This is a genomic window from Wolbachia endosymbiont of Bemisia tabaci (assembly GCF_003999585.1).
In the GTDB taxonomy this organism is placed as follows: domain Bacteria; phylum Pseudomonadota; class Alphaproteobacteria; order Rickettsiales; family Anaplasmataceae; genus Wolbachia.
The window spans coordinates 176250-194879 of sequence record NZ_CP016430.1 but is presented as its reverse complement, the minus strand read 5'-3'; the positions used below and the strand labels follow the sequence as shown (position 1 = coordinate 194879).

Annotated in this window: 21 protein-coding genes; 9 read left to right on the top strand and 12 right to left on the bottom strand. The window is 32.9% G+C overall.

Going from position 1 to position 18630, the window contains the following annotated elements:
• The first annotated feature begins 92 nt into the window (after positions 1-92).
• From BBB02_RS00915 to BBB02_RS06295, 5 genes are all read left to right on the top strand, one after another.
• The gene (locus BBB02_RS00915) at positions 93-1976 is read left to right on the top strand and encodes a DUF3857 domain-containing protein (RefSeq protein ID WP_127463658.1); all 1884 of its coding nucleotides are present in this window, start codon (positions 93-95) and stop codon (positions 1974-1976) included.
• A 47-nt stretch (positions 1977-2023) separates the two neighbouring features.
• Positions 2024-3511, top strand: coding sequence for a UbiD family decarboxylase (locus BBB02_RS00910; RefSeq protein ID WP_127463657.1), 1488 nt, complete (start codon positions 2024-2026; stop codon positions 3509-3511).
• A gap of 40 nt (positions 3512-3551) precedes the next feature.
• Complete coding sequence (locus tag BBB02_RS00905; protein WP_007301949.1) at positions 3552-4079, top strand: phospholipase D family nuclease; 528 nt, start codon at positions 3552-3554, stop codon at positions 4077-4079.
• Between the two features lie 84 nt (positions 4080-4163).
• Entirely contained in the window at positions 4164-4334 is a 171-nt protein-coding gene (locus BBB02_RS06300; protein ID WP_245970145.1) for a hypothetical protein, read from the top strand.
• Between the two features lie 34 nt (positions 4335-4368).
• Positions 4369-4719, top strand: a complete 351-nt coding sequence (locus BBB02_RS06295) for a hypothetical protein (RefSeq protein ID WP_245970144.1) — start codon at positions 4369-4371, stop codon at positions 4717-4719.
• Positions 4720-4933: 214 nt separating this feature from the next.
• Here BBB02_RS06295 and lgt read toward each other — a convergent pair whose 3' ends face one another.
• The 4 genes from lgt to BBB02_RS06290 all read right to left on the bottom strand — a co-directional run bounded on the left by lgt (position 4934) and on the right by BBB02_RS06290 (position 7187).
• Positions 4934-5728, bottom strand: a complete 795-nt coding sequence (gene lgt / locus BBB02_RS00895) for a prolipoprotein diacylglyceryl transferase (RefSeq protein ID WP_127463656.1) — start codon at positions 5726-5728, stop codon at positions 4934-4936.
• Positions 5729-5734: 6 nt separating this feature from the next.
• Positions 5735-6184: an SsrA-binding protein SmpB gene (smpB, locus tag BBB02_RS00890; protein WP_127463655.1), complete on the bottom strand. Its 450-nt coding sequence runs from the start codon at positions 6182-6184 to the stop codon at positions 5735-5737.
• 88 nt (positions 6185-6272) lie between these two features.
• Positions 6273-6887 carry an ankyrin repeat domain-containing protein gene (locus BBB02_RS00885; protein ID WP_245970143.1) on the bottom strand — a complete coding sequence of 205 codons (615 nt, stop codon included), beginning with the start codon at positions 6885-6887 and terminating at the stop codon, positions 6273-6275.
• 15 nt (positions 6888-6902) lie between these two features.
• On the bottom strand, positions 6903-7187 hold the full coding sequence (locus BBB02_RS06290; RefSeq protein WP_245970142.1) for an ankyrin repeat domain-containing protein: 285 nt from the start codon (positions 7185-7187) through the stop codon (positions 6903-6905).
• Positions 7188-7290: 103 nt separating this feature from the next.
• Here BBB02_RS06290 and BBB02_RS00880 point away from each other — a divergent pair, with 103 nt between their 5' ends.
• Positions 7291-7812 carry a Na+/H+ antiporter subunit E gene (locus BBB02_RS00880; protein WP_127463654.1) on the top strand — a complete coding sequence of 174 codons (522 nt, stop codon included), beginning with the start codon at positions 7291-7293 and terminating at the stop codon, positions 7810-7812.
• On the opposite strand, the gene BBB02_RS00875 is transcribed toward BBB02_RS00880, so the two are convergent.
• Positions 7805-8221 carry a hypothetical protein gene (locus BBB02_RS00875; protein ID WP_007301944.1) on the bottom strand — a complete coding sequence of 139 codons (417 nt, stop codon included), beginning with the start codon at positions 8219-8221 and terminating at the stop codon, positions 7805-7807. The two genes, BBB02_RS00880 and BBB02_RS00875, sit on opposite strands and share 8 nt — an antisense overlap.
• A gap of 266 nt (positions 8222-8487) precedes the next feature.
• Between BBB02_RS00875 and purN the strand changes: the two genes are divergently transcribed.
• Entirely contained in the window at positions 8488-9054 is a 567-nt protein-coding gene (gene purN, locus BBB02_RS00870; RefSeq protein WP_127463653.1) for a phosphoribosylglycinamide formyltransferase, read from the top strand.
• 7 nt (positions 9055-9061) lie between these two features.
• On the opposite strand, the gene BBB02_RS00865 is transcribed toward purN, so the two are convergent.
• From BBB02_RS00865 to ribF, 5 genes are read right to left on the bottom strand one after another with little or no spacing between them, the layout of a single operon-like run.
• On the bottom strand, positions 9062-9928 hold the full coding sequence (locus tag BBB02_RS00865) for a DUF2207 domain-containing protein (protein ID WP_127463652.1): 867 nt from the start codon (positions 9926-9928) through the stop codon (positions 9062-9064).
• Between the two features lie 55 nt (positions 9929-9983).
• Complete coding sequence (locus BBB02_RS00860; RefSeq protein WP_127464285.1) at positions 9984-11294, bottom strand: M16 family metallopeptidase; 1311 nt, start codon at positions 11292-11294, stop codon at positions 9984-9986.
• On the bottom strand, positions 11281-12612 hold the full coding sequence (locus BBB02_RS00855) for a M16 family metallopeptidase (protein WP_127464284.1): 1332 nt from the start codon (positions 12610-12612) through the stop codon (positions 11281-11283). The genes BBB02_RS00860 and BBB02_RS00855 overlap by 14 nt, the downstream gene beginning before the upstream one ends.
• Positions 12613-12616: 4 nt before the next feature.
• Positions 12617-13093, bottom strand: coding sequence for a signal peptidase II (gene lspA, locus BBB02_RS00850; RefSeq protein ID WP_007301940.1), 477 nt, complete (start codon positions 13091-13093; stop codon positions 12617-12619).
• Positions 13090-14022, bottom strand: a complete 933-nt coding sequence (gene ribF / locus BBB02_RS00845) for a riboflavin biosynthesis protein RibF (RefSeq protein WP_063630547.1) — start codon at positions 14020-14022, stop codon at positions 13090-13092. Before ribF ends, lspA begins: the two co-directional genes overlap by 4 nt.
• 68 nt (positions 14023-14090) lie before the next feature.
• Here ribF and BBB02_RS00840 point away from each other — a divergent pair, with 68 nt between their 5' ends.
• Positions 14091-14462 (top strand): glutaredoxin domain-containing protein, encoded by a 372-nt coding sequence (locus BBB02_RS00840; RefSeq protein ID WP_127463651.1) that lies wholly within the window; start codon positions 14091-14093, stop codon positions 14460-14462.
• Between the two features lie 95 nt (positions 14463-14557).
• Entirely contained in the window at positions 14558-15430 is an 873-nt protein-coding gene (locus BBB02_RS00835; RefSeq protein WP_006015439.1) for a hypothetical protein, read from the top strand.
• Between the two features lie 239 nt (positions 15431-15669).
• Here the strand turns inward: BBB02_RS00835 and lepA are convergent, their stop codons facing one another.
• The gene (lepA, locus tag BBB02_RS00830; protein ID WP_127463650.1) at positions 15670-17469 is read right to left on the bottom strand and encodes a translation elongation factor 4; all 1800 of its coding nucleotides are present in this window, start codon (positions 17467-17469) and stop codon (positions 15670-15672) included.
• A 67-nt stretch (positions 17470-17536) separates the two neighbouring features.
• On the bottom strand, positions 17537-18580 hold the full coding sequence (locus BBB02_RS00825) for a hypothetical protein (protein ID WP_127463649.1): 1044 nt from the start codon (positions 18578-18580) through the stop codon (positions 17537-17539).
• Positions 18581-18630: the final 50 nt, after the last annotated feature.

Below are 18630 nucleotides of genomic sequence, written 5' to 3'. Positions count from 1 at the left end.
GTCGCTAAGTAATATGAACACACTAAGTCTTACATTTCCGATAGTGTTGTTCGGATATAATAGAATGATTTTTCAATAAATGTAAGTAAAAAATGAGGTTTTTAAAAGCTGTCTTTAACTTAGCAATGTTAGCATTTTTTGTAGCTTCGACAGCTGAAGCAAGGTGGAGTAAGTACGAAGACGCTTCTGTCGAGGTTAAGTTTTCTAATGTTAACATTAATGTTAATAGAGATGGTACCTACGAAACGGAAGTAGAGCTTCAAGCAAAAATACTCAAGGAGTCTGGGCGTGATAGATTTTCTCTGTATAGTTTAATCTACAATGATGATAGTGCAGATTTGACTGTTTTAGAAGCTAAAACAGCTTATAACGGAGAGGAATATATAGTCACTGAAGACATGATAGAGGATAAACCGCTAGCTAGTCCTAGTAAAGGCTTCGATCAGCTAAGGCAAGTAACTATATCGTTTCCTAAAATAGAAATTGGTACAGAAGTATATTTAAGGTATAAACAAGTTAACAAAAAGGTTCCTGTTGATAATTTTTATGGCTTGAGCTTTTCTTATTATGGAGATTATTTACAAGCAGAAAATACTAAAATCAATTCTGAATTACCCCTGGAGATTAAAGTTAATGATCCAAGAGAAGTATTAGAAATCGCTGAGGAAAAAAATGATGATATACACTCTATAAGCATTGCTTTAAAGAAAGCAGTTTATGAAAACACAACAAATGAACCACATAATGGAATATTGAACATAAAACACAACACTTGGGTATCACTTTCAAGCTTATCTGAATGGGAGGATTTAGCTAAAAAATTAGCTCCTGGATATCATAGCGTTATCAATCAGCCGCTTCCTGCAACTTTTGAAGCTATAGCAGAATTTGCTGACAATGAGAGTACCGATGAGGAGAAAATTAATGCAGTTACTTCTTTATTGAATGAAAAAGTTCAGTACATGGGAGACTGGCGTACAGTGTCAGGAAAATTTTTTCCGAGAGATTTGGAGAAAATTGCTGATTCTCAAGTTGGGGATTGCAAAGACTTTTCTGCTAGCACGGCTGCTATTTTACAAGAACTTGGTTATAAAGTTCAACCTATTTTAGTTATGAGAGGAACTACTAGCACTTCTAATCCTAAAGCATTACCTAATATGGGTAATTTTAATCATGTGATGCTCAGAGTAACAAATAAAGATGGAAAAATATATTGGATTGATCCAACTAATACCGTCAGTATGGCACAGGGTATTTTCCCAGACATTGCTGATAGGAACGCTCTAGTACTCAATTCTGAGGAAGCAGATTACATAAAGATTCCTGCTGTACAAGGTGAAAATTCAAAAGTGATATCCCATAGTGAATTAACTATAGAAGATAACGTTGTAAATGAATATGGCCAGCTTAACGTGCAAGGGGAAGCAGCCTTAGGCTTAACAGGTGTTGGATTATATTATTCAGATGAGCAGTTAAGAGATTCTGTTTTTCGTATGATTAGTGGAGTATATCTTGATGAAGAAGAAAAGAAGTTCTTAGAATTGCCTGACCTTACCTTGCGTAATGTAGAGGATCTTAAGATCAAATATGAGTTTCAGCAAAAAAATAAGATTTTTAAGACAAATTTAGGACCAGCTTTGAATTTAGGAGATAATTGGCTTAATGATGTTATCAATACAGCTTCTGACCAAGTGTCAGACCTCTTTATTGGTGTTCCTAAAACTAAGGAAAGCCATATGATAATAAAAGATATCAAAATTAAAAACTGTGAAAATTTGAATTTTGAAATAGATTCTCCTTGGTTATATGTAAATAGGTTCTGTAAATATAAAAATGATGAAACCGAATTTAGCAATTTAATAACCATAAAGAAAAGCTTTATTACCAATGAAGAATTAAAGACTGCTGAATATAAAAACTTAAAAAGCGAATTGGAGAATAATTTTTCTAGAGCCTCTATAATAATAAGTGAATGAGTTGTGCTGGAAAAAGCACTTCTTAAAAGGCTTAAAATTTTTAAAATATGTACAATAACTTACGCGACTTCATCAGAGCATTAGAAGAAAAAAAAGATCTAATTAGAATTAAAAAAGAAGTTTCAACTATTCTTGAAATGACAGAAATTCATCGTAGGGTTTTGTCAAACAAGGGACCAGCTATCATCTTTGAAAATGTTGTCACAGAAAATGGCAAAAATTCAATTCCCGTTTTAGTGAATTTATTTGGTACTATTGAGAGAATTGCATTCGGACTTGGTATAAATTCTGATGAATTAAGGGATCTGGGTAAACTTCTAGCATTTTTGCGATCACCTGAGCCGCCAAAAACCTTCAAAGATGCTGTGAAAATGTTTCCTCTACTAAAAGTTGTATTATCGATGCGGAGCAAAGTTGTAAGCAAAGCTCCATGTCAAGAGGTGGTGCTAACTGGGAATAAGGTGGATCTTAGTTTGCTACCTATTCAGACATGCTGGCCAAACGAGCCTGCACCGATTATCACTTGGCCACTTGTGGTAACAAAAGGACCAACAGCAGACAAGCAAGATAATTTTAATCTTGGAATATATCGTATGCAGGTTGTGAATAAAAAAACGACTCTCATGCGCTGGCTTGCACATCGTGGTGGTGCAGGTCACCATAAACGGTGGAAGGAGAGGAGGCAAAATATGAAGTTTCCTGCGGCTGCTGTGATTGGTAGCGATCCTGCAACGATTATTGCTGCAGTGACTCCGGTGCCGGAGACTTTATCAGAATACCAATTTGCCGGTCTGCTGCGAAAAAAACCACTTGAGCTTGTAAATTGTAAAACTATTCCTCTTCAGGTTCCAGCTCATGCTGAGATCGTTCTGGAAGGATATGTAAGTTTGGATAAGTATAGAGATGAAGGGCCATACGGAGACCATACCGGTTACTATAATGCTGTTGAACAGTTTCCTGAGTTTAACATTACTGCAATTACAATGCGCAAAGATCCAATTTATCTCAGCACTTTCACTAGCAAGCCACCAGATGAACCATCAATTCTTGGTGAAGCACTCAACGAAATTTTTGTGCCGATTCTCATCAATCAGTTTCCGGAGATAGTAGATTTTTATCTGCCTCCAGAAGGTTGCTCATATAGAATAGCGGTAGTATCGATAAAAAAGGCTTATCCAGGGCATGCAAAAAGAATTATTATGGGCATACTCTCTTTTCTCAAACAGTTCTTATACACCAAATTTATTATAGTTGTTGATTATGATATAAATATACGTGATTGGAAGGAAGTAATGTGGGCAGTTTCAACAAGAATGGACCCTGTACGTGATACAATCATGATAGAGAATGCTCCAATTGATTATTTAGACTTCGCTTCTCCTGAAAGTGGTCTCGGAGGTAAAATAGGGTTTGATGCAACAAACAAACTTCCACCTGAAACCAAACGAGAATGGGGAAGAAAAATTGAAATGAGCGAGGAAATAATAAAGAAAGTTACAGAGAAGTGGAAGGAATATGGGTTGACAGATGATTAAACTATGATGTAGACTACCGCCGTGTATTTAGGTGTGGTTTGTGAGGCTTTTATATCTTTTATTTTTATCGGCATGTTTTTCTCTGTATTACTATGTGGGTCCTACATTCTCGCCTTGCCCAAAAGCAACAGTTTGCTTCTCACCTGAAGAAGACTGTGCTGTACCGATAATCAGCGAGATAGACCAATCTAAAGAATCTATCTTAGTTCAAGAATATACATTTACTCTTGGAACAGTTGCAAAATCTTTGATTAACGCCAAAGAGCGTGGTGTTGATGTTAAAGTCGTCTTAGATAAATCACAACTCCATTCAAAATATAGTGTCATAAGCGAATTGTTTTCAAATGGAATACCGATTTGGATCGATAATAAGCCAAAAATTGCTCATAATAAGGTAATAATTGTTGATAATCAAAAAGTCATCACAGGATCGTTTAACCTCAGTAAGACAGCTGAAAAGGGAAACGCTGAAAATTTATTAATTATTGAAAATTATCCTGAATTAGTCCAGCAGTATGTGAAGAACTGGGAAATACGAATGTCACAATCCTATCAATATGCTCCCTAGATACTTGATATCAAAAAAAGTCTTTTTATTGATAGATTTAATTTCTTGTGATATAATAAATTAAGAGGTTTTAAGGGGTAGGTAATGGATTACATAAATGATGCTGCTGATAGTTACGCTGCCATTCATGATTTTTTTCAAAATAATGGTGTTGGAGATTACAAAGTTCAATGCAATTATGGTGGTGTACCGTATGCTACTGACGAATATGTACATTCTGGAGACAAATTTTGGAGACAAATTTTGGATCAATAATTTTATAGACTCACATTTTGGAAGGGAAATAAAAATGTATCCTCAAAGTGAGCTTTTAGCTAAAGAGTATGCTGGTAATACACTACCGGTTTCAATATCACTAGACAAGGATCTAATAAAAATAAAAGAATGTCAGAAAAAAACTAAATTTGTAAAACTAGAAGGGGAATCAGGTGATATAGTATATGATAAGCAAAAGCATATAAAGTGCTACACGACAAAGTTATCATATGACGATGTTTCTGTTCATAATAAAAACGAAGTTTCAATACTGAATATTAGATATGATGTGCCAAATGATCTGAGATACAGTTTAAACATAGCCTTCACAAAGGTTAATGATAATCAACCAGGGTTTTGGCAAAAATTTAAAAATATGTTTTAATAAAGTAGCTTCTCAATCAGGAATATTCTGGTGGAAAATGAATATCTACTTAGTAATGAATTTGGTCAGTAGCTACTAAGTTTTTCTTATAGCTATACAACGAAGGTTTGCTGGTCTTGCATTTATTCTCTGCAAGACAAAAAATTCACATAATTGTACATAGTATGGAATAAATAAACTTCCACTATATTTTTCGATTAAACTTACCTTTTCTCTATTGAACAGATTTCGTATTAAATCTTAAGTTCATCAACGCACCTAAATATATAAGCATTCCCAACAAAATCATAGGTATAGAAAGCAACTGTCCCATAGTTAAATTGAACCATAAATAGCCAATTTGATAGTCTGGCTCGCGGAAAAATTCAACCACAAAACGTGCTATTCCATACCACATAACTGCAATACCAGTTGTTGCACCGTAATACAATCTCATTTTGTTCAAGAAAAATAGTGAATTTACAACTACGAAAAGTAGCGCTCCTTCTAAAAATGCTTCATAAAGTTGGCTTGGATGGCGCAATAAATTATCACCACTTTCTGGAAATACCATACCCCACGGCATAGTTGTAACCCTGCCAAATAACTCTCCATTTATAAAATTACCTATGCGGCCTAGAAGTAAACCTATCGGAACTCCACAAGAAATTAGATCCAGTGTGTAAAATATAGGAATGTTATGTCTTCTACAGGAGATTATTACTCCAAGCAAAACTCCTATAGCACCGCCATGAAATGACATACCTCCTTCCCAGGTCTTTAGTATTTCGATAGGATTGCTTATATAGAGAACTGGATCATATATCAATACGTACCCAATCCTACCTCCAAGGATAATGCCTATAATAACGGCTGTTAATAACGAATCGTAAAAATTCTTAGTAAATATTTTTTGATTGTCTATCTTATGTAAATACCAATATGCAAAAACTATACCCAAAACATATGCTAAAGAGTACCAATATATAGAAACAGGACCGATGCTAAAAATAACTGGACTTAAAGACATATTTTACTACAAATTATTCTTAGATAATCTACTTTTCTCACGTTCCCACTCTCTCTGCTTTATGGTTGCTCTCTTATCATAGAGTTTTTTTCCTTTCACAATGGCAATTTTAGTTTTTGCCAACCCTTTATCATTAAAATAGATAGAAAGTGGCACAACAGTTATTCCAGAGGTTTTGATTTGACCAATTAGCTTATTTATCTCTTTTTTATGCAAAAGCAATTTACGTTCTCTTTTTGGCTTGTGATTTTTTTGGTTTGCAGCTTTATACTCTGCGATATGCATATTGTTTAGCCATATTTCACCTTTTTTTTCAGTAACGTAAGCATCAGAAATGTTTGCTTTTCTTTCCCTTAGTGATTTCACTTCACTACTTAAGAGTATCATACCTGCTTCAAATTCTTCTAAGATAAAGTATTCAAACCTTGCTTTTCTATTTTCTGCAATAATTTCCATATCTAAAGATATCTTTAAGCTTCAATATATTAAAGAACTTTTGGTTTAATTCATAACAAAACAATTATCTCAGTAAATGCAAGTTTGGTTAAAAAAGCTCCAATCTTCCTGCAAGTGTAATTTGTTCCACTCTTCCTACTGCCATTTCAGTCCTAAGACTAGCATTACCTGACAAAGAACTTATTACATCTTTGCAGCCCCATTCAATAGCAGAGTGTAAAGGAGCATATCTATTATTGTTCTGTTTACTAACATATGCCCCACTTTCAATTAAAATATCTCTTATACTTTCATGATCGCTAGCAAAATGCAAAGGAGTGCGTCCACAATTATCCCACACATTAACACATGCTCCATGTTCAATCAGAGTTCTTACTATGTTTTCATTATCACTTTCAGCAGCAAAATGCAAGGGAGTGCTTCTATAATTATCCCACGCATCGACATATGCTCCGTGTTCAATTAGAGCTATTACTATGTTTTCATAGCCACTCTTAGCAGCAAAATGCAACAATGTAGTTTCTACAGGATCTAGATCACTATGTGTAGTGAATATATGATTGATATTAAATCCACTATCTTCCCACCTCCGTAAATCAATTCTTTCTAATTTTATTTTTATTCGTTCAACTATGTTGTTCTTGCTTAAACCTGAAGTATCATTTATTTCTTCAAGCATTTTTAGAAAATCATCAAGCGTCATAATCTCTATTACTTATTAAAATAACTTGGTTATTGCATCAACATATGCTCCATATTCAATTAGAGCTATTACTATGTTTTCATAGCCACTCTTAGCAGCAAAATGCAACAATGTAGTTTCTACAGGATCTAGATCACTATGTGTAGTGAATATATGATTGATATTAAATCCACTATCTTCCCACCTCCGTAAATCAATTCTTTCTAATTTTATTTTTATTCGTTCAACTATGTTGTTCTTGCTTAAACCTGAAGTATCATTTATTTCTTCAAGCATTTTTAGAAAATCATCAAGCGTCATAATCTCTATTACTTATTAAAATAACTTGGTTATTATGTTCTTTGACACAAAAATCAAGAACTTTTCATTTTCCTAAAAAATCATTTAAGTTATACTCCAAATCATGAAAGTCAGGCAAAATATTAAGTTTTTTTCTCTATCATTTGTGATTTTGTCTTCTCTATGGATTACATTGTCTGGTTATTTCGAGCCTTTTTTTATTCTCTGTGGAGTATTTTCTTCTGTGTTCACATTGATTATCTTTAAAAGGTTAATTGATGCTGAAAGTGCCCTTAGTCAAATTCTAAATGATAGTGGTAGGCTGTCACTTTATCAGCTTATAAGTTATATACCTTGGCTAATTTACCAAATTATTTTTTCAAGTATTTATGTAACAAAAAAGGTGCTACGATTCAAATCTACAGTTGAGCCAATTGTTATTGTAAGGGAATGCATAGGACATAATGATAAGACCATTGCATTATTTGCTAACTCGGTTACGATTACTCCTGGAACTTTAACTATCAATGTTGAAAAGAAGCAGAAAACATATTTATCTATCATATGTTTGATAGATAAAGATCTTGAAAGTGGCATTTCTGAAATAGAAGGTAAAGTCTTAAAAATGCTACACCTAGTTAAGTAATTGCTTTAAATAAGTTAACAGCGTCTCTGTATTCTCTTCTTAGGCTTTCAAGCATTTCTTTTGGAAGGCTATCAATAACAGTAGAACATAAATAATTGTACAAATCTTCTAGCCTTGATATGTTATTTTTCTTCTTGCTGTTGAATTTGTACGGAAAAATGCCCTCCATAATTTCAATATCAACAACCTTATTTAAAAATGCATTTTCACTTGTTATGCTTATTCTTGTAAGTATAGTATTAATTTCAGGTTCATTACTCGTATAAATATCTGATAATTCTGCCATTTTAATGACGTATAAAGTTACTACTTTTGATAAACAGTTATCAGAATATTCACAATTTTTTATTACCTCCCACTGAGTAACCTGAGACTTGCTTGTTTTTGCATTGCTTGGTAATTTATTCATTGAATTTTCTCCATTTAATTCAGTGTAGTAAATTATACTAATACTTTGTTAAATAAATAATAACGCAGCCATAAAAATATGCATTTATTTACCATAAATTGTATAATATTCCTAAAATTAAATGTTAAAGTTACTTCAAACTGAATGATTTCTTTAATTCCATGTTATCCAGCAGTGTAAAATATTGCTACACAATAGTATTTATTCTAAAATAAACTTGCCTTTTGAGCTATTTTATTAATATCCATTCTTACGGCTGCACTAAAATGAAAAAGATAAAACTCGGAATACTAATTTCAGGTAGAGGATCAAACATGCAGGCTTTAATAGAAGCATGTCAAGATCAGAATTTCCCTGCTGAAACTGTGTGTGTTATCGCAAATAATAGTGAAGCTGGAGGCCTTAAAATAGCAAAGCAAGCAGGAGTTTCAGCGTTTGTTGTTGAAGATAAGCCACTTGATACTGATAAAATTCATGAAATACTTGTTCAACATAAGGTTGATTTAATTTGCCTTGCAGGGTTTATGAGAATTATAAAGGCCAATTTCCTGAATAAATGGCATAACAAAGTTATAAATATTCATCCCTCTTTACTTCCGTCATTTAAGGGCCTAAATGCTCAGGAGCAAGCTCTGAAAGCGGGTGTAAAAATTACAGGATGTACTGTGCATTATGTTACTCATGAAATTGATGCTGGAGCCATAATCGCTCAAGCTACTGTTCCAGTGTTACCAAATGATGATGTTCACAGTCTCTCAGAGCGCATTCTAGCTGAAGAGCATAAGTGTTATGTAAAAGCAGTAAGATCAATAGCAGAAAGTAACGCTAAGTGATATTAAATTAGAAAGATCGTGTGATACTGCTTTTTCTTTTTGTTACATCTTGATCCAGAGAAAGGTGTGTTGGAACTTTAAGGTTGGAGCTTTTTTGCTCGATATGTTTTTCTTTTTTCATTTCAATAACCTTACCAGATGTATCATCGTCGATTGGTTTTCGATTGCCTTCTTTCAGCATTTCTTTTAGATGCTGAACCTCTTTTCGCCTTTCTTTATTCTCATGATTAGCGTGCAATTTTGCTAATACTAATACATCAGGTAGTACTTTTGCTATAATTCTATGAAGGCGTGATAAATTTATTTCTTTTTTCATCTCTATATACAGCTCTTTCTGCTCCTCTTTTGAAAATTGTGAAAGATGAATTTTAAAGTTTTTAACTTGATGATAAATAGAGTTAGTTATGTTACCAGTCATTACTATACAGCCCAATGTAACAAGAGGTGCAGTAACAAAAAGAACTATAGGACTACTAAATAAAGCAATAGAAACTGCAGCGCCTGTTAAAAATAATATATCGCACAGAATATCCCAACAAATACCTTGAATTCTATATTTATCCCTTCTTTTTTGTTCTAATGTTCTCTTGTAATTACATTTTTTATATAAGCTTTTTTCTCTAAAACAGTCAAAAAAAGAGTACATGCTTGAAATTAAGGATACTGAGCTAAAAAAAACACCTGTGCCAATATTACCAAGCGTTATGCCCGCCATACCTATCTGTTGACTTGTAATATGTATCAACTTGATGATTATCAACACACCTGTGTTGATAACAGAAAATATCGTTATTAAAGGATTTAACAAAGCAATTGGAGTTTTTTTGCTTTCTCTTGCAGTATCGTTTTTCACCTGAACATAAAAGTCAATCATATATCTAAATTATAAAGAAATATGATTAAAATTTCAACTATGCTGTAGTAATGATTTACTTTCTTCCAACTTCAACAAAAAATAAATTTTCGGGATCAAGCAAAGAATTTGCCAGCTTATTTACTTCCTCCAATTGAACATCATTAATGATATTCCTATAATTATTTATATTGTTAACATCACGATCATTTATCTGCATATTATCCAATAGCATTGCTATACTTACATTATTGGATAGAAAAGAGAAGGTAAAGTTATTTACTAAACTGATTTTTGTATCCTTGAACAATTGCTCGTCCATTCCTTCATTTTTTATTCTGCTAAAGGTATCTTTTAATGCTAATATAGCTTTATCAGCAGTGGAACTGTCAGTACTTATAAATCCAGATATAACATTCCCATGTTTATTTGTAATATTACTTGCACTAATACCATAAGTAATACCTAGATTTTGTCTCAATTCCTTCATTAATATTGAATTCAGCCCCATACCACCAAGCGCATTAATCAAAACACTAGCATTATAGTAATTAGGGTCTTCATATGCTATGCCTTTTTGAGCAAAGAGTATTACACTCTGTGGTATATCCATAAAAACGCTCTTACTTTCTGCAGGCCCAAATTCATTTTTTACAGATATCTTCCTAACTTTCGATCTTTTTGATGGTAACTTAGATAAATATTTATCAAGCAGCGTACTAACTTCTTCTTTTGTTGCACAACCAACAAAACTAATAACGATATTATCCTTAGTAAAACTACGCTTTATGTATGTTAAAACATCGTCTCTAGTAATGCTCATTATAGTGTCTAGAGTTCCATATGGATTTCTTGAGTAAGGATGTTTTTTGAACAACAACGTATCCAACTCTTTTGCAGCAATAAAATAAGGATCTTTTTCAAAATTATTAAAGTTTACTTTGGCTTTTTCAAAAACTCTATTCAATCCTTCAGGATCAACTTTAGGACGCATTATAGCATCACTCAATAGTGAAATTGCATCCTCTAGATTCTCAGATAAAGTATTTAATGAAATCCTAAATGCTTCTAAACCAGCAATAAAATTTAAATTAATTCCTTTATCCTGAAGCTTTTTTACAAAATCTTTGGCATCATTTTTTCCTGCTCCTTCTTGAATTACAAGAGAAGTAAACCAAGCAAGCCCCTGCTTTTTTATATTTTCATACACACAACCTGCATCTTTGAATGATATATTGAGTGAAACTTTTGGTAAATCACGGTTTTCAACAAACAGAAACTTAAGCCCTTTATTAGTAGTAACCTCCTCTATATTTAGGTGACTGCTCGCTTGCAAATTAAAGCCCAGACAGAAAAAAAGTAGAAATAAAAGTTTACTTACTCTCATCATTATTACCTCCTTTTGGTAGCAAACGGCCGACTAATTTACTAGTAGAAAAAATAGTACGAATTTTGTGATTTACATCTTTCAGATTGACATCATTAATTTTGCTATATGAAATGTCTATTTCATCAAGTGGAATACCTAGTGCTAAACGTGGTATATAAAATATTGCTACACTAATTAAATCAGATAGATTATCAAACTGTGCTGCTTTGTATTTAGACTTTGTGCTTTGCAATTCTTCACTTGTTATTCCTTCAGAGGTAAAGTGGTTAATAGAATTTTCTAACTCTCTTGCAATAGCATCCAAATTTACCCCGCTTTTTGGAGTTACCCGAATCTCAATGTAACCATTACTAAAAGCTAAGCTATTATAATAAGCAAACACTTCTACTGCTAAATTCTTATCTAAAACTAAATCTTTATATAGCTTACTAGACTTGCCATTCCCCAAAACATCAACTGCCAAATTAACAGGAAAAGTTTCACTTATTTGCTCAAATAAAGGAACACTATAGCGAAAGTATAAAACTGGCTCTTTTACTTCAGTGCTTTCTAAAATGACCGATATATCTGCATTATGTATTGAATCTTGGTTCGGATAATGCTTCACTAAAGGCTCAGCTTTAATTGCACCATATTTTTCCTTTGCTAATCCTACTACTTCTTCAAATTCTACATCACCAACAACGAGCAGTATAGCATTACCTGGATGATAATAGTTATCATGAAACCTTGTTATGTCATCTTGATTGTAAGTTTTAATATCGCTCTCCCAACCAATAACAGACCTACCATAACCATTACGATAAAATGCACTGTTCATTTCCTCCCATAGTAAAGCTTCAGGATTATTATCAAATCTCATCTTTCTTTCTTCTAATACGATATTTTTTTCTCTATCTATTTTGTCTTGAGTAACATCAAAATTGCCCATTCTATCTGCTTCAATTTCCATTGCTAGTGGTAAATCTTTTTTGAGAACTAATTCGTAGTAGCAGGTGTATTCTTTAGTGGTAAAAGCATTAAATTGGGCCCCAATGCTGCCCAAAGTAGATTCTATGCGTTTAAATTTTCCTGTAGTTTCAAACATTAAGTGTTCAAAGTAGTGAGCCAATCCTGCTTTGCCAATTGGGTCATCCATTCCCCCAACTTTATATATTATTGCATGAAAAACAGCTGGAATTCGGTGATTAGGTACTACATAAACATCCAATCCGTTACTGAGCTTAGCATGCTTTATGATTTCAGCTTCCAAAGAAATCGGACAAATGAAAAAAAACACAGATAGTATAAAAAAACTAAAGAATTTGCGAAGCATTATTTCATTCCTCATTTTGCTTAGAGATAGACCTATCATATATATACCACTTATATAACAATGTACACATTCCACAAACTATAGATAGATCTGCTAAATTAAAGGCTGGCCAATACCAATCATTGATATGAAAATATATGAAGTCATATACAGCTCCCCAATAGATTCTGTCAATTACATTTCCGATCGCTCCACCAATCATCAGAGAAAAACTAAGGTAAATTGACTTATCATTAGATTTATATATCAAGTATGCAAGTATACCAATTATTAATATTGAACATGCTGAAAAAAAGAAGCTGCCATGCGGCAGAGTACTACACATTCCAAAGCTAATTCCTGAATTCCAAACTTCAACTAATTTCATAAAACTAGTAATCTCGATTGACTCCCCCTCATCAATCAAAGAGTTTATATACAATTTACTTGTTTGATCGAATGATACTATAATCAATATAATAACTAAACATATCCTTTTCATAAATTTATCTTTAACTGGTAAGCCTTCATTATATCACGATCTATCTGTTTTGTTAACTCGTTAATACTATGGAATTTTTTTTCTGCCCTAATAAATTTTAAAAGTTGTATATCAACCTTAAAATTGTATACATTTTCGTTGAAGTCAAATATATGCATTTCTACTATAGGTTTTTTTAAGTCCTTAAATGTAGGTCTCATACCAATGTTGACTACTCCATATAGCCAACTTGAACTATTTTCAGAAAATGCAACTTTGGCGTAATATGTACCAAGCTTAGGTTTTATCATGTAATCTTCTATCGGAATGTTTATGGTTGGAAACCCTATTTCTCTACCTCTACATGCACCTTTTGTTACAATACCAGAAACTTGATAAGACCTACCAAGCAATTTATTAGCAATTTCTATTTCGCCTTTTTGTAAACACTCCCTGATTGAGGAAGAAGAGCAAATTTTTCTATCGATTATCAATGGCTCTAATTTAGTTAAAGAATATTCATACATCTGAGAATATTTTTCTAGAGTTAATATGTTACCCAATCGTTTGTGACCAAAAGTACAACTTTCTCCAACAGTTATATGTTTAGCACCATACTTCTTTACCAAAATCTTACCAATAAAGTCATCGCAGCTAACCTCAGAAAAACCTCTACTAAAATTAATAATATACAAGTAATCTATACCATAGCTGCTGATTAGTTCCTTTTTTTGTTCTTGGTCTATTAACCTAAAATTGTTCCTACTAAATAAAACAGTTGATGGGTGAGGCTCAAAAGTTAAAACTGCAGAGGGTAATCCTCTTTCTTGTGCTACCTTCTTTAGATTGGAAATTGCAAACTTATGTCCTAAATGAACGCCATCGAAATTTCCGAAAGTTAGTGCCACATTATCTTTTATCCCTTGCTCACAGTTGTAAATAATTTTCATACAATTTGATATTTTATATATATTTTTTATATATAATAGTTGTATTTTATAAACTATGGAGATAAATCGTGAAAAACACTAAAGGAAAAGTTGTAATATATGTGAAGAAGTACTGCCCATTCTGCAAGAAAGCAAAAGAGTTATTGGATGAAAAAGGTGTGAAATACGAAGAAATTGATGTACTTAGAAACTCGGATTTGTTTGACGGTATAAAATCAAAATATAACGTCAGTACAGTTCCACAAATTTTTATTACTGATGAAAATGGTGATTATGTACATCATATTGCTGGATGTGACAAATTGATGGATCTTGAAAAAGAAGGAAAGTTGGATAGTATGTTAAATAACAATGAAGATATCATTAATGCAACAGCTTACACAAGCGGCAGTGATGAACACGAGGGATGTAATATAATACATAATGAAGATTTTATGTGATTTTTTTTTCTTACTGTTGCTGGCATACCCACTTTAAACAATTTTTAATGAATTAAAAATACAATTCATCTAGTGAGTTTTTTTAGTGGGAAAAAATGATAAAAAATATTATAATTGTTAGCAAAAACTTAATTAGTATTGAATTAATTAACAAACAAGATTTAGAGAGTTTCATCAAGATTTTCACAGTGCTTGATAAGCATATAGCAGCTAAAACTCTTTTTACAGAAGAAGTGACAATAGAGTATAAACAACACAATTGCATAGAAGTTGTTGAATTGATAAAAGATACAGGTTTTACATATCATGATGTTGAGAATGTGTTAAATCACCTAAGTAATCATGGAATGAAAGTACCAAGTAGCGTTATAGCAAGCACCCTTTCTTCTTCATACAATCACGCACTTGAGTCTAAGGATGTAGCATTTGCCTGTTCTAAAGGGTTGCCACAATTTTACATCAGGGTAAATAAGAATACCTTTATAATGACTCCTATAAGTGAAGAGAATCTGGAATTGAATTCGCAAAATAGCAAAATGCTTATAGAGTCATTAAAGAGCGAAAAAAGCACTTATGATTGCATAGTGGAAGAAAATATCATCAAAGTTATAGTGCATTCTGAAATACATCAGGCTATAAACTCGATTATAAAATCACTGATAAAGTCTTGCCTTTTAGCAAGAGATGAAGAAGAAAAATTCAAAGAGAAATTGAGACAACTTGCTTTTAAAGATCAAGCTTTCGTTGAGTATTCTAGCATCAAAACCATTCATAGATATCCGAATAACCATCCTCTGAGAAAGCATGAAAGTGTTATTAAAGATATAGAAAATATTTTATGTGATTTCATAATAAATGAGAACAGCGGGTTTGCTATAGAGCGGTTAAATAGACTAGGCTCAGAAGTCTCTCCAAATACTCCAAGAATCATCACTAAAACTATAGACAAGCTTGTTAAGCTTCACTAAAATGTTGTTGGAATGGTTTTAGCCAATGTCTACATATATCTGATTTTTACTGATTGAGTGGAGCAATTGAGCTGCTCTCTGTCATCCCAGCGTTTAACACTGGGATGATTTCGTTGTATGGTATCTTGTATAGTGTTTTACAAATTCAAATAGCTATTTCAAATTTATCCATATCAATATCAGTGAACTTATTGAGAAAATATTACTTAGTTCTTTAAATTTATGTTTTTGGACATACATTAATCATTTATTTTCAAAGCCTCAATAAAAGCATTTTGTGGGATGTTTATGTTTCCCACAGAATGCAATCTTTTCTTACCTTTCTTCTGCTTTTCAAGCAGCTTCATCCTTCGTGTAACGTCTCCACCATAGAGCTTGGCTGTTACATCTTTTCTATACGGGTTAATCGTTTCTCTAGCAATAATTTTTCCGCCTACTGCCGCTTGAATCGCGATTTTATATTGCTGGCGTGGTATCAAGTCTTTCAAACGTGCACATATTTCACGGCCTCTTTTTTCTGCCCTGCTTTTATGAACAATGCAGGCTAACGCATCCACAGGTTCTCCATTAACTAAAAAACTTAATTTATCTATCTGACTTTCCTGATAATCGGATATTTCCCAATCTAAACTTGCATATCCCTTGGAAATTGATTTTAGTCTATCGTAAAAATCAAAAACAACCTCAGACAGCGGTAATTTATACTTCAGTAGTGCTGTTGTCGTATTACCAACATAAGATAAATCCTGCTGTTCTCCTCTCCTCTCTTCACACAGAGATAGAATCTCTCCTAAATATTGATCAGGTACCATTATAGTTGCAGTGATCCATGGTTCTTCCACTATTTCAATTTTTGTAGGGTCTGGCATATCGCTTGGGTTATGGATATTTAAAACTTTACCATTTTGTGTTGCAACTTTATATATAACACTCGGTGCAGTTGCTGTTAGATCTAAATCAAATTCTCTTTCGAGTCTTTCTTGAATGACTTCAAGATGTAGCATTCCTAAAAAACCACAACGAAATCCATAACCTAGCGCATTTGACGTTTCAGCATCAAATGTAAAACTAGCATCATTTAAATGTAATTTTTCTAGTGCTTCCCTTAAATATTTAAAATCATCTGTGTTATTGGGAAAAATACTGCAAAATACTACAGGATGTACTTCTTTAAAGCCAGGTAATGCCTTGCTGCACGGCCTTTTCTCTTCAGTAATAGTGTCTCCTACTTTGCAGTCTGCTACTTCTTTCATTGAAGCAGTTATAAAACCAACTTCACCTGCTGAAAGTTCACCAGTCATAACTTTTTTAGGAGTGAAAATACCGATATTATCGACCTGATATGTAGCATTATTAGACATCATAACGATTCTCATGCCTTTTTTTAGTACTCCATTTTTAACTCGCACTAAAATTACTACTCCTAGGTAAGGATCATACCAACTATCAACTAAAATTGCTTGCAGTGGAGCATTTGTATCACCTTGAGGAGCGGGAAGTTTTGTCACTATAGCTTCAAGTACATCCTTTATCCCAAGACCAGTTTTTGCCGATATCAAAATTGACTCAGTTGCATCAATTCCGATTACCTCTTCAATCTGAAGCTTTATCCTTTCTGGATCTGCAGCAGGAAGATCGACTTTATTGAGTACAACTATTATCTCATGATTATTGTCAATTGCCTTGTACACATTTGCCAGAGTCTGAGCTTCAACTCCCTGACTACTATCTACTACCAAAAGTGAACCTTCACATGCGGCCAAGCTTCTGCTAACTTCATATGAAAAGTCATCAACATGACCTGGTGTGTCCATGAGGTTGAGGCAATATTTATTACCATTATTTGCAGTGTAATTGAGTTTTACCGTTTGTGCTTTGATTGTAATTCCACGTTCACGCTCTATATCCATTGAGTCAAGTACCTGATTGGTCATTTCCCTTGTCTCAAGACCGTTACATTCTTCTATCAAACGATCAGCAAGAGTTGACTTCCCATGATCTATATGTGCTATTATTGCAAAATTTCTTATATTGTTCATAGATCTACTTATTTAAGTAGATCTATTTTACATTTTAAGTATTACAAGAGCAATTACTTATATCTCTTTATTGCTGAAAACATTTATCTGAAGTCCTTGCCAATGGGCGGCAATGCTCATTAGCTGATGCTTGCTTCACTGTGCTACTTGGATCTTCTTGCTGTCTACACGTTTTTACTGCACCAGCAAGTCTTAGGTAACCAAGGACAGGAACTTTAATTTTTACATCTTTATTTTTTTCTAAATCCGCATCAGTTGGTCTATCACTTATTATTCTAATACTATCATCACTGTTAGCACCTAATGTAATGCTACATTCCTTTCCGTCTACATACCAGTTAAACTTTATTCCATATTGAACTGTGGTACCTATATGATAATATCTAATCCCCTCATGTATTTTACCACTGATAAATTCTTTTTGATCTCCACTTGAAAGAAGAAAACCGGCAATATTGTTTTCTTTACAAAAATCACTATTTAAAAATTCGCTTACTTTAATATCTGTGCTTTTATTGTCTTCTTTTAGCTTAATTATTGTATAAAGAAGATCTGAATTACTATCCCTTTTGATTGACATCGCATCAATAGTGCCGTTTTCTATATACTTGCTAAACTCTGCTTTAGCTTTCTCTTCTAACTCTTTTTTCCTTGCTGCACTTTGTTCTTGTTGTTGCATGTTTTCTAGCACTTCTTTCATTTTTTTTTGGAGTGATTCGATATCCTGGATTAACCCGGATTCATCAAAGTCGAAGATCACGAATGCTTGGCCCAATCTTGTCTTCAATTCTTTAATTATGTTTACTATCTTTAAGATAGACTCTAAGTTTTGATAATGTACAATAATTTTTTGAGCATTTAGGCTACCCTTATTGCCATCCCAGTCAGAACTAATGTTATCAAATATTGAATTAAGTCCTTCATAAATGGTTATCAATTCATTTGATTCCTCTTTGCCTATTCCATTACTTTTAATACTGCTAATACAATTATTGAATAACTCTATCTCTTTAGAATCTGCAAATAATACACCATACAATTTTTTATGTGCTACTGCATCTTGTATCTTTTGTTCTAGTTTCTTTAATTCTTCTAATTTATCACTATTCATACATTTTACCTCATAAAACTATTTAATATTATATACATAAACATTAGGGA